The sequence below is a fragment of the Desulfovibrio faecalis genome (assembly GCF_053570625.1).
Window position 1 is genome coordinate 601,531 of sequence record NZ_JBRBQR010000001.1, and the last position, 17,438, is coordinate 618,968.

17 protein-coding genes are annotated in these 17,438 nt (G+C 60.9%); 3 read left to right on the top strand and 14 right to left on the bottom strand.

Annotation, left to right across the window (positions count from 1 at the left end):
* Positions 1-3 precede the first annotated feature (3 nt).
* Entirely contained in the window at positions 4-780 is a 777-nt protein-coding gene (locus tag ACUZ79_RS02595; protein WP_449250634.1) for a TlyA family RNA methyltransferase, read from the bottom strand.
* 285 nt (positions 781-1,065) lie between these two features.
* Here ACUZ79_RS02595 and rpmE point away from each other — a divergent pair, with 285 nt between their 5' ends.
* From rpmE to prfA, 3 genes are all read left to right on the top strand, one after another.
* On the top strand, positions 1,066-1,278 hold the full coding sequence (gene rpmE, locus ACUZ79_RS02600) for a 50S ribosomal protein L31 (protein ID WP_192113503.1): 213 nt from the start codon (positions 1,066-1,068) through the stop codon (positions 1,276-1,278).
* A gap of 169 nt (positions 1,279-1,447) precedes the next feature.
* Entirely contained in the window at positions 1,448-2,362 is a 915-nt protein-coding gene (locus ACUZ79_RS02605; protein WP_240823673.1) for a DUF1385 domain-containing protein, read from the top strand.
* A 131-nt stretch (positions 2,363-2,493) separates the two neighbouring features.
* Positions 2,494-3,564 carry a peptide chain release factor 1 gene (prfA, locus tag ACUZ79_RS02610; protein ID WP_449250635.1) on the top strand — a complete coding sequence of 357 codons (1,071 nt, stop codon included), beginning with the start codon at positions 2,494-2,496 and terminating at the stop codon, positions 3,562-3,564.
* 83 nt (positions 3,565-3,647) lie between these two features.
* Here the strand turns inward: prfA and ureG are convergent, their stop codons facing one another.
* From ureG to ACUZ79_RS02675, 13 genes are all read right to left on the bottom strand, one after another.
* Positions 3,648-4,277 (bottom strand): urease accessory protein UreG, encoded by a 630-nt coding sequence (ureG, locus tag ACUZ79_RS02615; RefSeq protein WP_192113505.1) that lies wholly within the window; start codon positions 4,275-4,277, stop codon positions 3,648-3,650.
* A 5-nt stretch (positions 4,278-4,282) separates the two neighbouring features.
* Positions 4,283-5,185: an urease accessory protein UreF gene (locus ACUZ79_RS02620; protein ID WP_449250636.1), complete on the bottom strand. Its 903-nt coding sequence runs from the start codon at positions 5,183-5,185 to the stop codon at positions 4,283-4,285.
* Positions 5,178-5,621 (bottom strand): urease accessory protein UreE, encoded by a 444-nt coding sequence (gene ureE / locus ACUZ79_RS02625; RefSeq protein WP_192113507.1) that lies wholly within the window; start codon positions 5,619-5,621, stop codon positions 5,178-5,180. Before ureE ends, ACUZ79_RS02620 begins: the two co-directional genes overlap by 8 nt.
* A 21-nt stretch (positions 5,622-5,642) precedes the next feature.
* Positions 5,643-7,364 (bottom strand): urease subunit alpha, encoded by a 1,722-nt coding sequence (gene ureC, locus ACUZ79_RS02630; RefSeq protein ID WP_240823460.1) that lies wholly within the window; start codon positions 7,362-7,364, stop codon positions 5,643-5,645.
* Positions 7,361-7,702 (bottom strand): urease subunit beta, encoded by a 342-nt coding sequence (locus ACUZ79_RS02635; RefSeq protein ID WP_449250637.1) that lies wholly within the window; start codon positions 7,700-7,702, stop codon positions 7,361-7,363. Before ACUZ79_RS02635 ends, ureC begins: the two co-directional genes overlap by 4 nt.
* A gap of 58 nt (positions 7,703-7,760) precedes the next feature.
* Positions 7,761-8,063 (bottom strand): urease subunit gamma, encoded by a 303-nt coding sequence (gene ureA / locus ACUZ79_RS02640; RefSeq protein WP_192113509.1) that lies wholly within the window; start codon positions 8,061-8,063, stop codon positions 7,761-7,763.
* Between the two features lie 102 nt (positions 8,064-8,165).
* Positions 8,166-9,224: an urease accessory protein UreD gene (locus ACUZ79_RS02645; protein WP_240823461.1), complete on the bottom strand. Its 1,059-nt coding sequence runs from the start codon at positions 9,222-9,224 to the stop codon at positions 8,166-8,168.
* A gap of 28 nt (positions 9,225-9,252) precedes the next feature.
* Positions 9,253-9,948: an urea ABC transporter ATP-binding subunit UrtE gene (urtE, locus tag ACUZ79_RS02650; RefSeq protein WP_298998334.1), complete on the bottom strand. Its 696-nt coding sequence runs from the start codon at positions 9,946-9,948 to the stop codon at positions 9,253-9,255.
* A gap of 105 nt (positions 9,949-10,053) precedes the next feature.
* Positions 10,054-10,950 (bottom strand): urea ABC transporter ATP-binding protein UrtD, encoded by an 897-nt coding sequence (urtD, locus tag ACUZ79_RS02655; RefSeq protein WP_449250638.1) that lies wholly within the window; start codon positions 10,948-10,950, stop codon positions 10,054-10,056.
* Complete coding sequence (gene urtC, locus ACUZ79_RS02660; RefSeq protein WP_449250639.1) at positions 10,947-12,098, bottom strand: urea ABC transporter permease subunit UrtC; 1,152 nt, start codon at positions 12,096-12,098, stop codon at positions 10,947-10,949. The genes urtD and urtC overlap by 4 nt, the downstream gene beginning before the upstream one ends.
* Entirely contained in the window at positions 12,099-13,781 is a 1,683-nt protein-coding gene (urtB, locus tag ACUZ79_RS02665; RefSeq protein ID WP_449250640.1) for an urea ABC transporter permease subunit UrtB, read from the bottom strand.
* Between the two features lie 119 nt (positions 13,782-13,900).
* Entirely contained in the window at positions 13,901-15,187 is a 1,287-nt protein-coding gene (gene urtA / locus ACUZ79_RS02670; protein ID WP_240823466.1) for an urea ABC transporter substrate-binding protein, read from the bottom strand.
* A 342-nt stretch (positions 15,188-15,529) separates the two neighbouring features.
* The gene (locus ACUZ79_RS02675) at positions 15,530-17,098 is read right to left on the bottom strand and encodes a sigma-54-dependent Fis family transcriptional regulator (RefSeq protein WP_240823467.1); all 1,569 of its coding nucleotides are present in this window, start codon (positions 17,096-17,098) and stop codon (positions 15,530-15,532) included.
* Between the last annotated feature and the right edge of the window lie 340 nt (positions 17,099-17,438).

The following is a 17,438-nucleotide window of genomic DNA, read 5'->3' on the forward strand; positions in this document are numbered from 1 at the left end:
GCTTTATGCGCTTGTCTGACCCTGCCGCGCAAACAGGGCCATGTATTCCTGATTGCCCTTGGGGCCCTTGATGGCGGCGGGCAGCACGCCCTGACATTCAAGACCCAGATTGGCTTGGGTGAAGAGCAGAATCTTGTCCACCGCGCGCTGGCGGGCGGCCTCATCGCGCACCACGCCCTTGACGGTTTCGCCGGGGCCAAGCTCAAACTGGGGTTTGATAAGCGTGGCGAGAATGCCGCCGGGTTTGAGCCAGGGCATGCACGAGGGCAGCACGAGGGTGAGCGAAATGAAGGAAACGTCCGCGACCACCAGATCAACCATCTCGGGAATAAGGCTCAGCTCCGCATGGCGCAGGTTGACGCCTTCAAGATTTACCACCCTTTCATCAGCCCGCAGGCGTTCGTGTAACTGGTTTTTGCCCACATCCACCGCATAGACGCGTTTGGCTCCCCGTTGCAGCAGGCAGTCGGTGAAGCCGCCGGTGGAAGCGCCCGCGTCCAGGCACACAAAGTCGGTCACATCCAGCTTGAAATGCTCGAGGATGGTCAAAAGCTTGTAAGCGCCACGGCTCACGTAGCGTTCTGGCTCCAGCAGAGCAAAAACCGTGTCCGCAGCAAAAGGATGCCCCGGTTTGGGCACAACCTGCGGCGGGGCGCCGGGAACCGTCTGCTCAAGGATGATTTTGCCCGCCATGATGAGGCGGCGGGCCTGCTCGCGGCTTTCCGCAAGGCCCTGCTCAAATGCAAGCTGGTCGGCGCGTTGTCTGGGTGATTTAGGCATGGGGGTCTTATAGCTGCTTGCCGCGTCAACCACAAGACTGCCTGCAGAGAGCCTCTTGCTGTCCCAAGGCTGCCAGCGGGAGGCGTAAAATGTCTTGCGGCATGCCCATAGTAAAAGAGCGTAAAGCCATTTTATGCTCAACCCCGTCCGGCGCACTTGCCAAAGCCGCAAAAGAGGGCTATATAGCTTGCCCTTGTGCGGTACTGCGCCGCGCCAAGGGTAAAACGCGCGGGCGTCCGAATTGCTGTAAAAGCTGGATTATGCCGCGTTCACGAGGTAGCTGCCATGAAAAATGATATCCATCCCAAAGTGTTCAACGCCACCATCACCTGCGCCTGCGGCAACGAAGAGCACGTGCTCTCCACCAAGGGCGAACAGGTTAACGTGGAAGTTTGCTCCGCTTGCCATCCTTTCTTCACCGGCAAGCAGCGTTTTCTTGATACCGCTGGTCGTATTGACCGCTTCCGCAAGAAGTACGCCAAGTTTGATCAGCAGTAAGCTTGGGTCGGGCCTTAACCGGGACTCCAGCACTGGCATGACGCCCGAAAGTTCGCGGCGGGCAGGCTCGCAGCAAATCGCCCCGCGCGCAAAGCGCGCGAGCGGTGTGTTGCAGCTTGCCCTCGCTCTTTTGAATGCGGAATGCGCCCCGGTGGGCGGGCAGGCCGTCATGGAAGGCGTGATGATGCGTCACGGTGATGTCTACGGACTGGCTGTTCGCCAGACCGACGGGGTCATTCGTGCCATGCGCTGCCCGTGGTTTTCGCTTACCCGCAGCCCCTGGCTCAAAAAGCCTTTTGTACGGGGCTTTCCTGTGCTGCTGGAAACCCTGGTCAACGGCATCAAGGCGCTCAACCGCTCGGTTGAAGCTGTGGCCCAGAGCGAGCAGGAGGAAATCTCCGGCTGGCATCTGGTGCTTACGCTGATCTTGGCCCTGCTGATGGCAGTGGGCCTTTTTGTGGTTGTGCCGCACCTGCTCTCGCTGGTGATGCTCTGGGCTCGCCTTGGAGGCGATGTGGAAGGGCTTTCGTTCCACCTCTGGGACGGCTTTTTCAAGTGCTGCATCTTCATGGGATATATCAAGGCAATTTCATATGTGCCTGATATTCGCCGTGTTTTTCAGTATCACGGGGCAGAACACAAAACCATCCACGCCTATGAGGCGGGGGGGGATGTGGACGCTGCCGCCGCCATGGGCAAAAGCCGCCTGCATCCGCGTTGTGGAACCACGTTTTTGCTGTTTGTCATCAGCATTTCCATATTGCTGCATGCGGTACTGGTTCCTCTGATGCTGAGCATTTACACGCCACAGGGCGAGGTTGCCAAACACGTTCTCACCATTGGCGTCAAGCTGCTGCTGATGGTGCCCATCAGCGCGCTGGCCTATGAGCTTATACGCTACGCTGCCAAGCTGCCCGAAGGGCTGTTGGCAACGGTGCTGCGTGCGCCGGGGCTGGCCCTCCAGCGGCTCACCACCTATGAGCCTGACGAAAGCCAGCTTGAAGTGGCCGTGGTGGCCTTGCGCGAAGCCCTTGGCCCAGATGACGGCGCGAGGGTGCATACCGTAGCCTACACCACGGAATAGCGCTTATTGCCGATTTTTCTGCCGCTTTTGCGGCAGATGCTGTACATGGGCTTGTTGCCTGGCATGCTGCTTGCGGCATGGCTGCGCGCCCGATTTTCGTTTTTTCCGCCCACAGCGTGTTGGAGACACCTATGTTCGCCAAATTGGAAGGTCTGGAAAAGAAATTCATGGAGCTGGAGCATTCCCTGGCTGAGCCGGATGTGTTCAACGATCAGGAGCACTACCGCAAGCTCACCAAGGCCCATGCCGATCTGCGCGACATTGTGGAGATGTACCGCCGTCACAAGGCGCTGTTGCAGGAACAGGCCGAAAACAAGCAGCTGCTGCGCGATGATGACCCCGAAATGCGCGAGCTTGCCCAGGAAGACCTGCGCCGCATTGAAACGGAACTGCCTGAGGTGGAGCAGGAGCTCAAGCTCATGCTGCTGCCCAAGGATCCGCTGGACGAAAAGAACACCATTCTTGAAATTCGAGCCGGTACTGGCGGCGAAGAAGCGGCCCTGTTTGCCGCCGATCTGTTCCGCATGTATTCGCGCTATGCCGAAGTTAAGGGCTGGAAGGTGGAACTCATGAGCGAATCGCCCTCAGAATCGGGCGGCCTCAAGGAAGTTATCTGCCTTGTCAGCGGCAACAATGTGTACAGCCGCCTCAAGTTCGAGGCTGGCACCCACCGCGTGCAGCGCGTGCCCGCCACAGAAGCTCAGGGCCGCATCCATACCTCTGCCGCCACCGTGGCCGTTATGCCCGAAGCGGAAGAAGTGGACGTGGAAATCCGCCCCGAAGACCTGCGCATCGATATTTACCGGGCTTCCGGCGCTGGCGGCCAGCACGTCAACAAGACGGAATCGGCTGTGCGCATCACGCACTTGCCCACCAATACCGTTGTGACCTGTCAGGACGAGCGCTCGCAGCACAAAAACAAGGCCCGCGCCATGAAAGTGCTTGCCTCACGCATTCTGGCCGCCGAGCGCGAGCGCTATAATTCGGAAATTTCCGCCGACCGCAAGTCGCAGGTGGGTTCCGGCGACCGTTCCGAGCGCATCCGTACCTACAATTTCCCGCAGGGGCGTTGTACGGATCACCGCATCAACCTGACCCTGTATTCTCTGGATCGCATCATGGAAGGCGAAATTGATCCTCTGATTGAAGCCTTGAGCACGGTGGCGCAGGCCGATGCGCTTAAGGCGCAGGCTACTGATTAATCGCCCACTTGCATTAAATATGGATACTAAAAACGCCCGCAATAGCGGGCGTTTTTTGCGTCTGCATGCGGCAGACAATGCACTTATACGGACTGATCGGGCAGGCGTAGCATGCCCTCGCGGATGATAAAGGCGATCACGGCTTCAATGCCGGCGCCGGAAAGCATCTCTGTGAGCACATAAGGGCGTTCGCCGCGCATGCGGCGGGTGTCCCGCTCCATCACGTCCAGCGAGGCATGCACCATGGGCGCGAGGTCAACCTTGTTGATGATGAGCAGGTCGGATTTGGTGATGCCGGGGCCGCCCTTGCGCGGGATTTTGTCCCCGCCGCTCACGTCGATGACATAGATGGTCAGGTCTGCCAGTTCCGGGCTGAACGTGGCGGAGAGGTTGTCCCCGCCGCTTTCCACCAGCACCAGCTCAAGGCCGGGATGGCGGGCCTGAAGCTCTTCAATGGCCTGAATGTTCATGGAGGCGTCTTCGCGGATGGCAGTATGCGGGCAGCCGCCCGTTTCAACGCCGATGATGCGGTCGGCTTCAAGGGCGTTGTGGCGCAGCAGAAATTCCGCATCCTCGCGGGTGTAAATGTCGTTGGTGACGACAGCCATGTTGTAGTGCTTGCGAAGGCGCATGCACAGGTGGCGCAAGAGGGCCGTTTTGCCGGAACCCACAGGGCCGCCAACGCCCACTCGCAGGCAGGGTCTATTGGTCATGACGTTCAACTCCTGAAAAGTCGGGTGTATTGTCGTTCGTGTCCGGCGCTGCACAGGGCAAGGCCGGGGAGGCTGGAGCCAATGTCCTCATCGGGCAGGGCCGCTGCCTGAGCCACCAGTAGCGGCACGGCAGGCATGAACTCCAGCAACAATTTTTGCGCGGCGGTCTGGCCCAGAGGCACTGTTTTGCAGGCCACGGCCACCTGATTTTGCAGCCAGCTCCACACATAGGCGCAGGCCGTGTCCACCCCGGCGCGCTGTTGCGCGGCAGGGTTGCTCAAAGGCTCCATGCTGCGGGCGTGCTGGTCGAGCATGACGGCGGCAACCGCAAAGCAGGCCGTGTAACCCGCATTGTCTGGCAGAGGCCAGTGCGGCAGCATATTCTGATCGTTCAAAATGCGGCGCAGGGCGCGCCCCATCTGGATTTCTTCCTGCCACAGTTCGCGGCTTTCGCGTCCGGCAAGCATAAGGGCATTCCAGCGGGCCAGCGCAAAGGCATCTGCGCTGGATGCCGCCGCGTGCATGCGCAGCAGCAGCGGCAGGTCGTTGCGCGCAAGACCGAGGCGCAGCACGCCCAAAAGCCAGCGACGCACGCCTTCCGCAGTGGCCGCATGCCCCCGCTCCACGGCGGCTGCAAGCCCCTGCGACCATGCAAAACCGCCCACGGGCAGGGATTGTCCCGCCAGATAGAGCAGGGCTGTCAGGCCAAACTGCGGCCCATTCCATGCCGTGCGGCTACAGCCACGGCCAGCATGCGGCCCGGTTTGCCCTGCGGCATCCGCCGCCTGCCCATGCGCTGCGACCTGTTGAACATGTTGAGCAAAGCAGGTTCCGCCAGCCAGAACCCTTGCGGGGGGCGTCAGCTCGGATGCAGGCTCAGTCGCCAGTCCGGCAGCCAATTCAGCCATGACTGTGACCGTGGCCGCCGTAGGCTCCGCCCTCGGGCACAAAGGGCAGGTTTTCTCGGCGCAGGCGCAGGCCCAGATTTTCCGCCAGTTCTTCAAGCACGTGGTCGGGCATGAAGCGCAGCCACTTGTGCCCGAGCTGCAAGGCGGCGTGGCGGTTGCCAAGGTGATAGCAGGCGCGGGCCAGGGTTTCCCAGTTGGGGGCAATGCCCGTCACCACAGGTTCCGCGCCGTTGCGCACGATTGCCAGCACGTCCCCGGCGCGCAGAATATCGCCTTCGCGCAGAACCTGCCCGCGCGTGAGAAACAGGCCCGCTTCTTCGCCGCTGTCCAGCCGAAGCCGCTGACGGCACTTGCCGCGCTGCTCCCAGGTCAGGGTGAGGGTGGCCGTAGGCTCCAGATTGGTGCGCTGCCCCATGTTCTCGGTAAATTCCAGCATGGTCGCTCCTTGGGTGGTTGCCTAGAACAAAAAATACCGTTGCGCCAGCGGCAGCACTTCTGCCGGAGCGCAGGTGAGTATCTCGCCGTCAGCACGGACTTCATACGTTTGCGGGTTCACGGAGATCGCCGGGGTGGCGCTGTTGAGCAGGAGGTCGCTCTTGCACAGGGTGCGCGTCCCCCGGCAGGAGGAAAGCCCGCGCAGCAGGCCCAGCTCCCGCAGCCGTCCCTCGCCGCCGTTTTCCATGAAGGCGCGCGAAACAAAGCTCAGACTGGCGGCAGCCGCAGCCTGCCCCAGTGAGCCAAACATGGGGCGATAGTGCATGGGTTGCGGCGTGGGGATGGAGGCATTGGCATCGCCCATGGGTGCGGCGGCTATCTGCCCGCCCTTGATGACCAAGGAGGGTTTGACCCCAAAAAAGGCGGGCTTCCACAGCACGAGGTCGGCCAGAAGGCCGGGGGCCACTGCGCCAATGGCGTGGGAAAGGCCGTGGGTCACGGCAGGATTGCAGGTGTACTTGGCCAGATACCGGCGCACCCGGAAGTTGTCGTTGCCGCGCCCACGGTCCTCGGGCAGGGGGCCGCGCTGCACCTTCATCTTGTGGGCGGTCTGCCACGCGCGGGTAATGACCTCCCCCACGCGGCCCATGGCCTGCGAGTCTGAGGAAATCATGGAGATCACGCCCATATCCTGCAAGATATCCTCTGCTGCAATGGTTTCGCGCCGGATGCGCGAATCGGCAAAGGCCGCGTCCTCTGGCAGGGAGGGGTTGAGGTGGTGACAAACCATGAGCATGTCCAGATGTTCGTCCACGGTGTTCACGGTGTAGGGCCGGGTGGGATTGGTGGACGAGGGCAGTACGTTGGGCAGGGAGCAGGCGCGCAGAATGTCGGGAGCGTGGCCGCCGCCTGCGCCTTCTGTGTGATAGGTGTGGATGGTGCGGCCCCGGAACGCGGCCAGCGTGTCTTCCACAAAGCCCGCCTCATTGAGCGTGTCGGTATGGATGGCGACCTGCACATCGTATTCGTCTGCCACGGTAAGGCATGTGTCTATGGCAGCCGGGGTAGTGCCCCAGTCTTCGTGCAGTTTCAGGCCGCAAGCGCCTGCCTCGAGCTGCTCGCGCAAGGCCTCGGGCATGGCGGCATTGCCCTTGCCCAAGAAGCCAAAGTTCATGGGCAAGGCGTCTGTGGCGGCCAGCATGCGTTCCAGATGCCAGGGGCCGGGGGTGCACGTGGTGGCGTTGGTGCCCGTAGCAGGGCCGGTGCCGCCCCCGAGCATGGTGGTGATGCCGCTGGCAAGGGCTTCTTCCACCTGTTGCGGGCAGATGAAATGGATGTGCGAGTCCATGCCGCCAGCGGTGAGCAGGCAGCCTTCGCCCGCAATAATCTCCGTGCCGGGGCCGATGATCACATCCACGTCGGGCTGCACATCGGGGTTGCCCGCCTTGCCGATGGCGGCAATGCGTCCGTCGCGTATGCCAAGATCCGCCTTGATGATGCCAAGGGCCGCATCCATGATGACGGCATTGGTGATGACGGTGTCCATAGCGCCGTCGGCATTGCTGATCTGGCTCTGGCCCATGCCGTCGCGAATAACCTTGCCGCCGCCAAAGCAGACTTCATCGCCATAGACGGTGTGGTCGCGCTCGATTTCGATCCACAGTTCCGTGTCCGCAAGGCGGATGCGGTCGCCTGTGGTGGGGCCGTAGAGTTCGGCATACTGGCTTCTGGGAATGCGGATCATGCTTTTTCCTCCCTGGGGGCTTCGGCATCAAGCGCCCCCATGATCTGGGCGCGAAAGCCAAACACGCACCGTGCCCCGGCGTAGGGCACAAGGCGCACCTCGCGTTTCTGCCCCGGCTCAAAGCGCACGGCTGTTCCGGCAGGTATGTCGAGCCGCATGCCGCGTGCGGATTCGCGGGCAAAGGTCAGGGCCGGGTTTACTTCAAAAAAATGATAGTGCGAGCCCACCTGAATGGGCCTGTCGCCGGTATTGGAAACTTCCAGCACCACTTCCTGCCCTTCAGAGAGGGCGTTGAGGGTTATTTCGCCCTCAGCGATATGAAATTCACCGGGAATCATGCGTCCCCCTTGTGTGTTCGTGTCTGTTACCTTGTGCGGCTTGCTGTGACGGCCCTGACTACAGAATGGGGTCGTGCACGGTCACAAGTTTGGTGCCGTCAGGAAAGGTGGCCTCCACTTGCACTTCGTGGACCATCTCGGGCACGCCGTCCATGACGTCCTCGCGCGTGAGCAGGTTGCGGCACGAACCCATAAGTTCTGCCACGCTTTGCCCGTCGCGCGCGCCTTCAAGCACGGCCAGACTGATGTAGGCCACAGCCTCGGGGTAATTGAGCTTGAGGCCCCGCGCCTTGCGCCTTTCTGCAAGCAGTCCGGCGGTGAAAAGCAGCAGCTTGTCCTTTTCTCTGGGCAGAAGTTCCATGATGCCTCCTGTATGTGCGGCATGCCGCAAGAGTTCCTTGAAAATTAAATGATCGCAGCCCGGCTTGCAGCTCTGGACGCAATCCGGCTATGAGAAATATCCCTAAAAAGCTCCGTACCAGATGCGCGGCATGTGCGGTGGGCAGCCGGTCAGTGCGGGTCGCAGCAGGTTCCAGGCTGTCAGCAACAGGTTGCGCGCTTCTTCCATATCCGGCCCCAGATAGCGCACCACAAGCACCCCGCCGCGCACGGTGGCTCCGGCCCGCTCCCCCATGTGGGCAGACAGGGGAACGGGCCTGGCCAGGACGGAAGTTCCACCAACGGCAGGGGCCTGCTCTGCTGGCGCGTCATCAGAAGTACCCTCAGGCGCATCGTCAAAATCGCGGATGGGCGAGAGCATGTTTTGCAGCGTGGTGCAGCATGCCTCCAGCGCGGCAAGGTCTTGTCCGTCATCCGTTCCTCGCCCCACAGCAAAAAGGGTGGCGGAGACCGCCTGATCCCCCAGCCCGCAGGCGCATTTTTGCAGGGCATCGCCGCCTTCAAAGCGCAGTACCTCATGCAGCAGGGGCAGACCCTCGCGAGTGAGGATGAGGCTTTGGCGCACGCTGCCGTGTGTAAAGCTCTCGTTGGCGGCAGGGCGGCCAAGGCAGATCATTTCCCAGCCGATGCAGGCGCTGGTATTGTCCAGCTCCACCGATGTGCGCATTTCGGCCCGCGCGCCGTCATAGATGATGGTTTCACGCGGCAGCCATTCCAGCATGCCGCCCGCAACGTTCAGGTCTGTGGTCTGGCGCTGGGCGACGTTATGCGCATCCGCAGCGTAGAATTTGGAGGCAGAAGGTGCGGTGAGCAGTGCGTGCGCGCCTTGCTCCAGCCGCACGCTAAGGCTCAGATCATCACCGCTCACAAGGCCACCGGGCGGGTGCAGCAGGCAGCAATGGCAGGGCTGGGATGCCTGCGCCCGGCCCGGCGCATTGGTGGGCGCGGCTTCGGGATAGAAGGGCCGCTGCACGCGCAAAGGCCCGCTGAACTGCATTTTTGTCAGCGTGGTGCGCCCCTGCCGCACCGCAAAATCCAGATCCATGCGTGCGCTCCAGCGGCGGTCAGGCGTAAAGCAGTGACCGTGGAGATTGCCGGCAGGGCTTGCGGGGTTGGCAGACATGCAGTTCCTTTTGTTTCCGTAGCGGGAATCAGACGCTCAGAAAGGCTTTGACAGTGGCATCGTCCAGGCCGTGCATGCCCCCCTGTGAAACGATGTGGCCGCGATCCATAATCATGTATGTATCTGCCATGCGGCGGGCAAAAGGCACTTTCTGCTCCACCAACAGCACTGTGAGGCCCATTTCTTCGTTGAGTCTGCGAATGGTCGTGGCGATATCGCGAACAATATTGGGCTGAATGCCCTCGGTTGGTTCGTCCAGAATGAGCAGGCGCGGCTCCAGCGTGAGCGCGCGGGCAATGGCAAGCTGTTGCTGCTGCCCGCCGGAAAGATCGCCGCCCCTCCGATGCATCATTTCGCCCAGCACGGGGAAAAAGTCAAAGATGAAGGGAGGAATGGCCCCGGCCTTGTCCTTGCGCATGGGCAGGGAAAGCTCCATATTTTCGCGCACGGTCAGCAGGGGGAAGATTTGGCGGCCCTGCGGCACATAACCGATACCCAGGGCCGCCCGTCGCTCCACAGGCAGAGGAAGCAAGTCCGTTCCTTCAAGGAGAATATGCCCGGAGCGTGCGGGCAGCACGCCCATGATACATTGAAGCAATGTGGTTTTGCCCACGCCGTTGCGCCCCATGAGGCAGGCGCACGAACCGGCCTTTACCTCAAGGTTGACGTCGCGCAGGATGTGGCTTTCGCCATAATACTGATTGAGACCTGTAATATGCAGCATTACGCTCCTCCGGAGCATGAGGCTCGAAAATTGGCAGTTTGCAGCGGTCATCCAGCCTAAAATCAGCCCAAGATCAGCCAGCGGCAGGCCAGGGCCGTGCAGGCGCTAGGCCGCACCCAGCGGTTCGCCCAGATAGGCCTCCACCACGGCGGGATGGTTCTGCATTTCGTCCATGGTGCCCTCGGCCAGCACGCTGCCCTGATGCAGCACCGTGACCTTGTGGGCAATGGCCCGCACAAATTCCATGTCGTGCTCCACCACCATGATGCTCTGCTCGCCTTCAAGGTCATGCAGCAGCTCGATGGTGCGGTCCATTTCTTCAGGGGTCATGCCTGCCACTGGTTCGTCCAGCAGCAAGAGCTGCGGCTTCTGCATGAGAAGCATACCGATTTCAAGCCACTGCTTTTGCCCGTGCGAGAGCTTGCCAGCCTGCAAACGGGCCAGTTCCGTCAGACGGATGCGGTGCAGCACTTCTTCGATAAAGACCTTGCTGTCGGCAGAGAGCCGCGCGCGGAATGTGGGCCATACCCGCTTGTCGCCAGCCAGCGCCAGCTCCAGATTCTGCAGCACGCTCAGGGCCTCGAACACCGAGGGCTTCTGGAATTTGCGGCCAATACCCGCCTGAGCGATGGCGACTTCGTCCATTTGCAGCAGATTGCAGGTGCGGCCAAACCATGCGGAGCCAGTGTCGGGCCGGGTTTTGCCGGTGATCACGTCCATCATGGTGGTCTTGCCCGCGCCGTTGGGGCCGATGACGCAGCGCAGTTCGCCCTTGTCCACATAGAAGGTCAGATCGTTGAGCGCCTTGAAGCCGTCAAAACTCACGCTGATTTTTTCCATGTACAGCGCGATGTCCGGCTTGGACATCATGTGTCGCGGGGGCCGGGCGCGCATCTTCATGGGGCGCTTGTCAAAGGGGGCGTGGGTTTCTTCGTAGGCGCGGGCGGCTTCTGCCACATCCTCGAGGCTGCGCCCGTGCAAAATATCCTGCTGGGTCTTCATGCTGCGCCTCCTTCATTGGTGGAATCGGCAGGGGAATCTGGCATAGCGCCGCGTGTTGCGCGGTTGCGCCACTGATCGGGCAAGCCCGCCAGACCCTGCGGAAGGAAGATGGTCACCAGCACAAACATTCCGCCAAGGGCAAACAGCCATGCCTCGGGCATGACCGCCGTAAACCACGTTTTGAAGGCATTGACGGCAAAGGCGCCAAGCACCGCGCCATAAAGCCGCCCCCGGCCCCCCAGCGCCACCCAGACCACAATTTCAATGGAGTTGAGGGGCGAAAATTCGCCGGGGTTGATGATGCCCACCTGCGGCACATACAGCGCGCCGCCGATGCCCGCCAGAATGGCGGACAGCGTGAACACCGCCACCTGATACCGCTCCACCCTGTAGCCGATAAAGCGCACGCGGCTTTCCGCATCGCGCACGGCCACGCACACGCGCCCAAGGCGCGACGCCGTCACAGCCCGGCACAGGAGGTAGCCAGCCATAAGCGCCACGGCGGAGCAGGCAAACAGGGTTGTACGCATGCCGTCTGTCTGCAATTCAAAGCCCAGCAGGGTCTTGAAGGCTGTAAGGCCGTTGTTGCCGCCAAAGCCCATTTCGTTGCGGAAAAAGGCCAGCAGGAGGGCGTAGGTCATGGCCTGACTCATGATGGAAAAATACACGCCCGAAACCCGCGAACCAAAGGCCAGCCTGCCAAATACATAGGCCAGCAGGCCGGGCAGCAGCACCACCAGCAGCACTGCCACCACAAAGTATTCGCTGCCCTGCCAGAACCATGGCAGTTCTTTCCAGTTCAGAAAAACCATGAAGTCCGGTAGGTTGGCATTGCCGTATACGCCGCGTGCGCCTATCTGCCGCATGAGGTACATGCCGAAGCCATAACCCCCAAGGGCGAAAAACGCGCCGTGCCCAAGACTGAGCACGCCCATGAAACCCCAGACCAGATCAACGGAAAGGGCCAGCAGGGAATATGTCAGATACTTGCCCAGCAGGGTGACCATGTAGCCCGGCACGTGCAGGGCGCTGCCTGCGGGCAGCAGGCTGCCTGCAACCACAGCCAGGGACAGCAGGGCGGTAACAGCCAGAAAATTGCGGGTAGGCGTGTTGAGCAGCCTTTCGCGTTCAAAGATATCGGTCGCCATTTATGCCTCCACCGCACGGCCCTTTTGCGGAAACAAGCCGCGCGGGCGCTTCTGGATGAACAGGATAAGGCAGACCAGAATGATGATCTTGGAAAGCATGGCTCCACTGGCAGGTTCCAGAAACTTGTTGGCAATGCCAAGAGCCAGCCCGCCCGTGAGCGTTCCCCAGAGGTTGCCCACGCCGCCAAACACTACCACCATGAAGGAATCCACAATGTAGGTCTGGCCCAGATTGGGTCCAACGTTGGAAACCTGGCTCAAGGCCACGCCAGCCATGCCCGCCACGCCGGAGCCAAGGCCGAATGTCAGCGCGTCCACGCGCGAGGCGCGTATGCCCATGCAGCGGGCAATGGCCCTGTTTTGCGATACGGCGCGCACTTCAAGCCCCAGCCGGGTGCGGTGCATGGCCACATGGATGAGGGCAAACACGCCAAGGCAGAAAAGGATGATGTACACGCGGTTGCAGGTCAGGCTGAAATGCTGGGTGATCTGCCACACGCCGCTCATGAATTCCGGGTTCTGCACGGCGCGGTTAAGGGGCGAAAACACCGTGCGCACGGCTTGTTGCAGCACAAGGCTGATGCCGAATGTCGCCAGCAATGTTTCCAGCGGGCGACCGTAGAGAAAGCGGATAACAGTCTTTTCAAGCAGTACGCCTGTGCCGCCGCTCACCAGAAAGGCGGCGGGCACAGCCAGAATGAGAGCAAGGCCGGGCTGGCCCGGCAAGAGCTGCTGCATGCCCCAGGCAGTATAGGCCCCAAGCATGATCAGCTCGCCGTGGGCCATGTTGATGACGCCCATGACGCCAAAGGTGATGGCAAGGCCAATGGCGGCCAGCACAAGAATGGATCCCAGGCTCGTGCCAAAAAAGAGCATTTCAAAGAACTGCGCCCACTGGGCGGAAACGCGCTGGGAATAGAGGGCATCGTCCGCAGCCTTGGCCACAGCCGCGTCGGATGAAGCGGCAAGCGTGCGCAGGGCGTTGAGGGCGGCGGGACTGCCGTTGCTGTTCAGGGCTTTGACGGCGGCAAGCTGGTCTGAGCGCACGGCGGCTGGATCAGCCGCCACGTACAGGGCAAGAGCTGCGTTGAGGTTGCCGCGCACGGCTTCATCTTTTTCACCAGCCAGCAGTTTGTTCAGGGCCTCTGCCTTGAGGGGCGGGGTGGCGCTGTCCATGAGGGCTGCCGATGCCTGACGGCGCTTGTCCGTGTCGGTTGAAGTAAGAGCCTGAGCGTTGAGAATATCCGTAATGCGCTGGCGCTGGCGGTTGCTTGTGCCCACTTTGCGCAGGTTGTCGGCATTCTGCACCGCGCCAAGTTCGCCTTTGGCGTCAAGAAGGCGCGCCTGACCCGCATCGTCGCTCACAAAGAGCGTTCCTGCGGCGGCATCGGCCAGCAGGGTGTTGCGCAGCAGGGCTTCCAGCAGCTTTTCGCGCAGTGGCGCGGCAAGGCTGCTGTCATCCTTTTCCAGCGCGGCAATGGCCGCATCCCTGTCTGCTACCTTGGGGCTCACCAGAGCCTTGAGCAGATCGGCTGGAATAATGGATGGCGAAGTTTGCACCGGGGACGCGGAAGGAGTCGAAACCGCGCCCCCGGCATTCCCGTCCGGTTCCGGTCCGGACGCCAGCACTGCGGGAGGCAGGCTGAAAATTATGAGGCAGCAGAGCAAGAGCGCCGTGCGCATGGGAATATCCTTTAGTCTGGTCTGCCGGGTCTGCGCGGGCGCTGGCCCTGGCCGACGTGCCGTGGGGGGATTGCGGGGGCCGCTGAGGCCCCCGCAGCAGGTTCATACGGTTGCGCGGGCTATTTGGAAGCGCCGCCGCACTTCTTGGTCTTGGTATTGTAGTTGCCGCAGTTGATGGGGTCGGTCCAGTCGCCGATCAGATCCTTGGATTCGGGCAGGTAGTGCGACCACGCTTCGCCGGGAACCACAGAGGGAGTTTCCCAGACCACCTGGAACTGGCCGTCAGCCTGGATTTCGCCGATCAGCACGGGCTTGGTGATGTGGTGGTTGGGCAGTACCTTGGCCATGCCGCCGGTGAGGTTGGGGGTTTCAAGACCCACAATGGCCTTCAGAACCTTGTTCACATCGGTGCTCTGGGCCTTTTCAACAGCCTTCACCCACAGGTTGAAGCCGATGTAGTGGGCTTCCATGGGGTCGTTGGTCACGCGCTTGGGATTCTTGGTGAAGTCGTGCCACTTTTTGATGAAGGCCTTGTTGGCGGGATTGTCCACGCTCATGAAGTAGTTCCAGGCAGCCAGATGGCCCACCAGGGGCTTGGTGTCTATGCCGGAAAGTTCTTCTTCACCCACGGAGAAAGCCATGACGGGAATGTCGGCGGCCGTGATGCCCTGGTTGGCAAGTTCCTTGTAGAAAGGCACGTTGGCATCGCCGTTGAGGGTGGAAACCACGGCGGTCTTTTTGCCCGCGTTGCCGAACTTTTTGATTTCAGCAACGATGGACTGCCAGTCGGAATGACCGAAGGGCGTGTAGTTGATAAGGATATCTTCCTTTTTCACTCCCTTGGAGATCAGGTAGGCTTCGATGATCTTGTTGGCGGTGCGGGGGAACACGTAGTCCGTACCGGCCAGTACCCAGCGCTTCACGCCGAGATCGTTCATCAGGTAGTCCACAGCGGGAATGGCCTGCTGGTTCGGGGCCGCGCCGGTGTAGATGACGTTGCGCGATGATTCTTCGCCTTCGTACTGCACAGGGTAGAAGAGGAGGCCGTTGAGTTCTTCAAACACGGGCAAGACGGACTTGCGCGAAACCGAGGTCCAACAGCCGAAAACAGCGGCGACCTTGTCCTTGCTCAGCAGCTCGCGGGCCTTTTCTGCAAAGAGGGGCCAGTTGGAGGCAGGGTCTACCACCACTGGTTCCAGCTTCTTGCCCAGCAGGCCGCCTTTTTTGTTCTGCTCGTCAATGAGCATGAGCATGACGTCTTTCAGCGTTGTTTCGCTGATGGCCATGGTGCCGGAGAGCGAGTGCAGAATGCCCACCTTGATGGTGTCTTCTGCGGCCTTTGCGTTCAGCGAACCGCACAGGGTGACGAGCATGAGAGCCAACGCCGCCAACGTTTTCTTGAACATGTGGAGCCTCCTTGGAACTGTCTGTATGTCTGTACGTGACGCGGCGCACCCCCATGGTTGCCGCGCTGCTTGCTACAGCACATAGGTAAGCAAGAGGCGTTCCAAGGCCGTGCTTTATGTAATATTCAGTAATTACTTGATAAATTTTTTCTTGGTACGCTAATATTAAAACATTTTTGTAAAATCAGGGGATTTTAAAACATTTTTGTACGCATTCGGAGCGGTGCTGTCTGTCCGGCCCACAGCTCCAAGCGCCAGCGCAAAAAAGAACACCCGGCCCGTCAGACTTTTAATCTGTCGGGCCGGGTGTGAAGTGTGTATGTCCTACATCTCTTTGTGGCTTTATGCAGGGTTTGAAGGCGCGAACCTGCGGTGATCTATGCCGTATTTTTTCATCTTGTAATAGATGATGCGGTAGGTGATGCCCAGATCACGCGCGGCCTGATGGATGTTGCCACGGGCGTTTTTGAGGGCGTCCACAATAAATTCCTGCTCCACCCTGGCGATGGTTTCATTAAAGCCAAGGCCGCCGCCCGTGGGGCCGGTGCTGCTGCTCTCCGCGCTTTGCAGGGTGCTGGGCAGGTGATGGGCGCGCAGCACGGCATCCTCGCAGATAAGCACGGCGCGTTCCATGACGTTTTTCAGCTCACGCACGTTGCCGGGCCAGTGGTATTGCAGCAAAAGGTCGATGGCAGGCGTGGAAATGCGCCGTACCGGGCGGTCGTATTCCTTGCTGAACATGCGCAGAAAATGCTCCGTGAGGGGCAAAATGTCCTCCGGTCTTTCGCGCAGCGGGGGAATAAACACGGGAAAGACATTGATGCGGTAGTAAAGATCCTCGCGGAACAGCCCCTGCTCCACCAGCTCTTCCAGCGGGCGGTTGGTGGCGCAGACAAGGCGTACGTCCACCTTGTAGCGGCGTTCATCGCCCAGCGGCTGGATTTCGCCTTCCTGAAGCGCGCGCAGCACCTTTGCCTGGGCTGTGGTGGAAAGGTCGCCGATTTCGTCCAGAAACAGCGTGCCCTTGTCTGCTTGGCGGAAAAGCCCGGCGCGGTTTTGCACAGCGCCTGTAAACGCGCCCTTGCGCCAGCCAAAAAGCTCGCCTTCAATGAGCTCTGAGGGCAGGGCGGCGCAGTTGAGCATGACCAGAGGCTGCGCGCGCCTGGGGCTTGCTGTGTGCAGGGCCTGGGCCATCAGTTCTTTGCCCACGCCCGACTCCCCGCGCAACAGCACGGTTGCGCGGCTGGCCCCGGCCTGCGTGAGGCGGCGCAGCACGTGCCGCAAGCTCTTGGAGGTGGCAATGACCGAGGCTGGCGTGCCGCTGACAAGAGGTTCATCGGGCAGCATGCAGAAATGCTGGCGCGCCATTTCTTCCTGCAAACGGGCCACCTGCCGACCCACAAGCGTGGCTACTGTTTCGAGAAAGCGGCAGCGCAGATCCAGTTCTGATTCCGGGGCGGTGGGAGTATCGGCGCTCAGGGTGCCGATAACTTCCGTCTGGTCGGCATTTTCAACGCGCACCGGCACGCTTATGAATGCCAGCCGCGCCATTTCTTCCTGGCTGCGGCCAAAAAGGCGGTTCTGAAAGTCTGGCCGACCCTGCATGCATGAAACAATTATGGGCCTGCCCTCGGCAAAAACTTGACCAGTGATGCCTGATCCCGGTTCATAGGCGGCCTCGGGCGCGTCCGCAGGGCCGTAGGAAAGCGAGAGCTTGAGCTCGCCGCTTTCGGGATCCTGAACCACGATGTGGGGCCTGTCGAAGTGCATGTCTTCTGCAAGAGCCGCCAGCAGCTCCTGTAGAGAATCGTGAAAGGAATGGCCCGGCGATAGGGCGGCCAACACCCGGTTAAGGGTGTCGAGGCACTGCCCTGTGCCCATGAAGGGCGCGGCGAAATGGGCTTCTTGCATATGTCCCCTGCTCAATGCGGCGTGAGTACGGCGCTGTTTTCCGAAGTTGCCGAACATTGTCCATAGCTGCGTTGCCTTGGTGGCGGGCATCTGCTCACGCAGTAACCTGAGCAATCTCAAGCAAAAATGCTGCAATACGGAACGGCACATCAGGCATCACGGCACAAGGTGCCCGTTGATGCCGACTGAGGGGGGAATAGTGGATCTGGTCTGACCTGTTGTCGGCTTGCGGATGGTGCAATCCCAGGTCGCAGTGGCCCCGATGGGGCTGATTGTTCTGAAACGGGCCGCTTCATAGCTGGCGGCAAGGCGGCTCCGCCACAGAGGGGTGAAGGGCCGC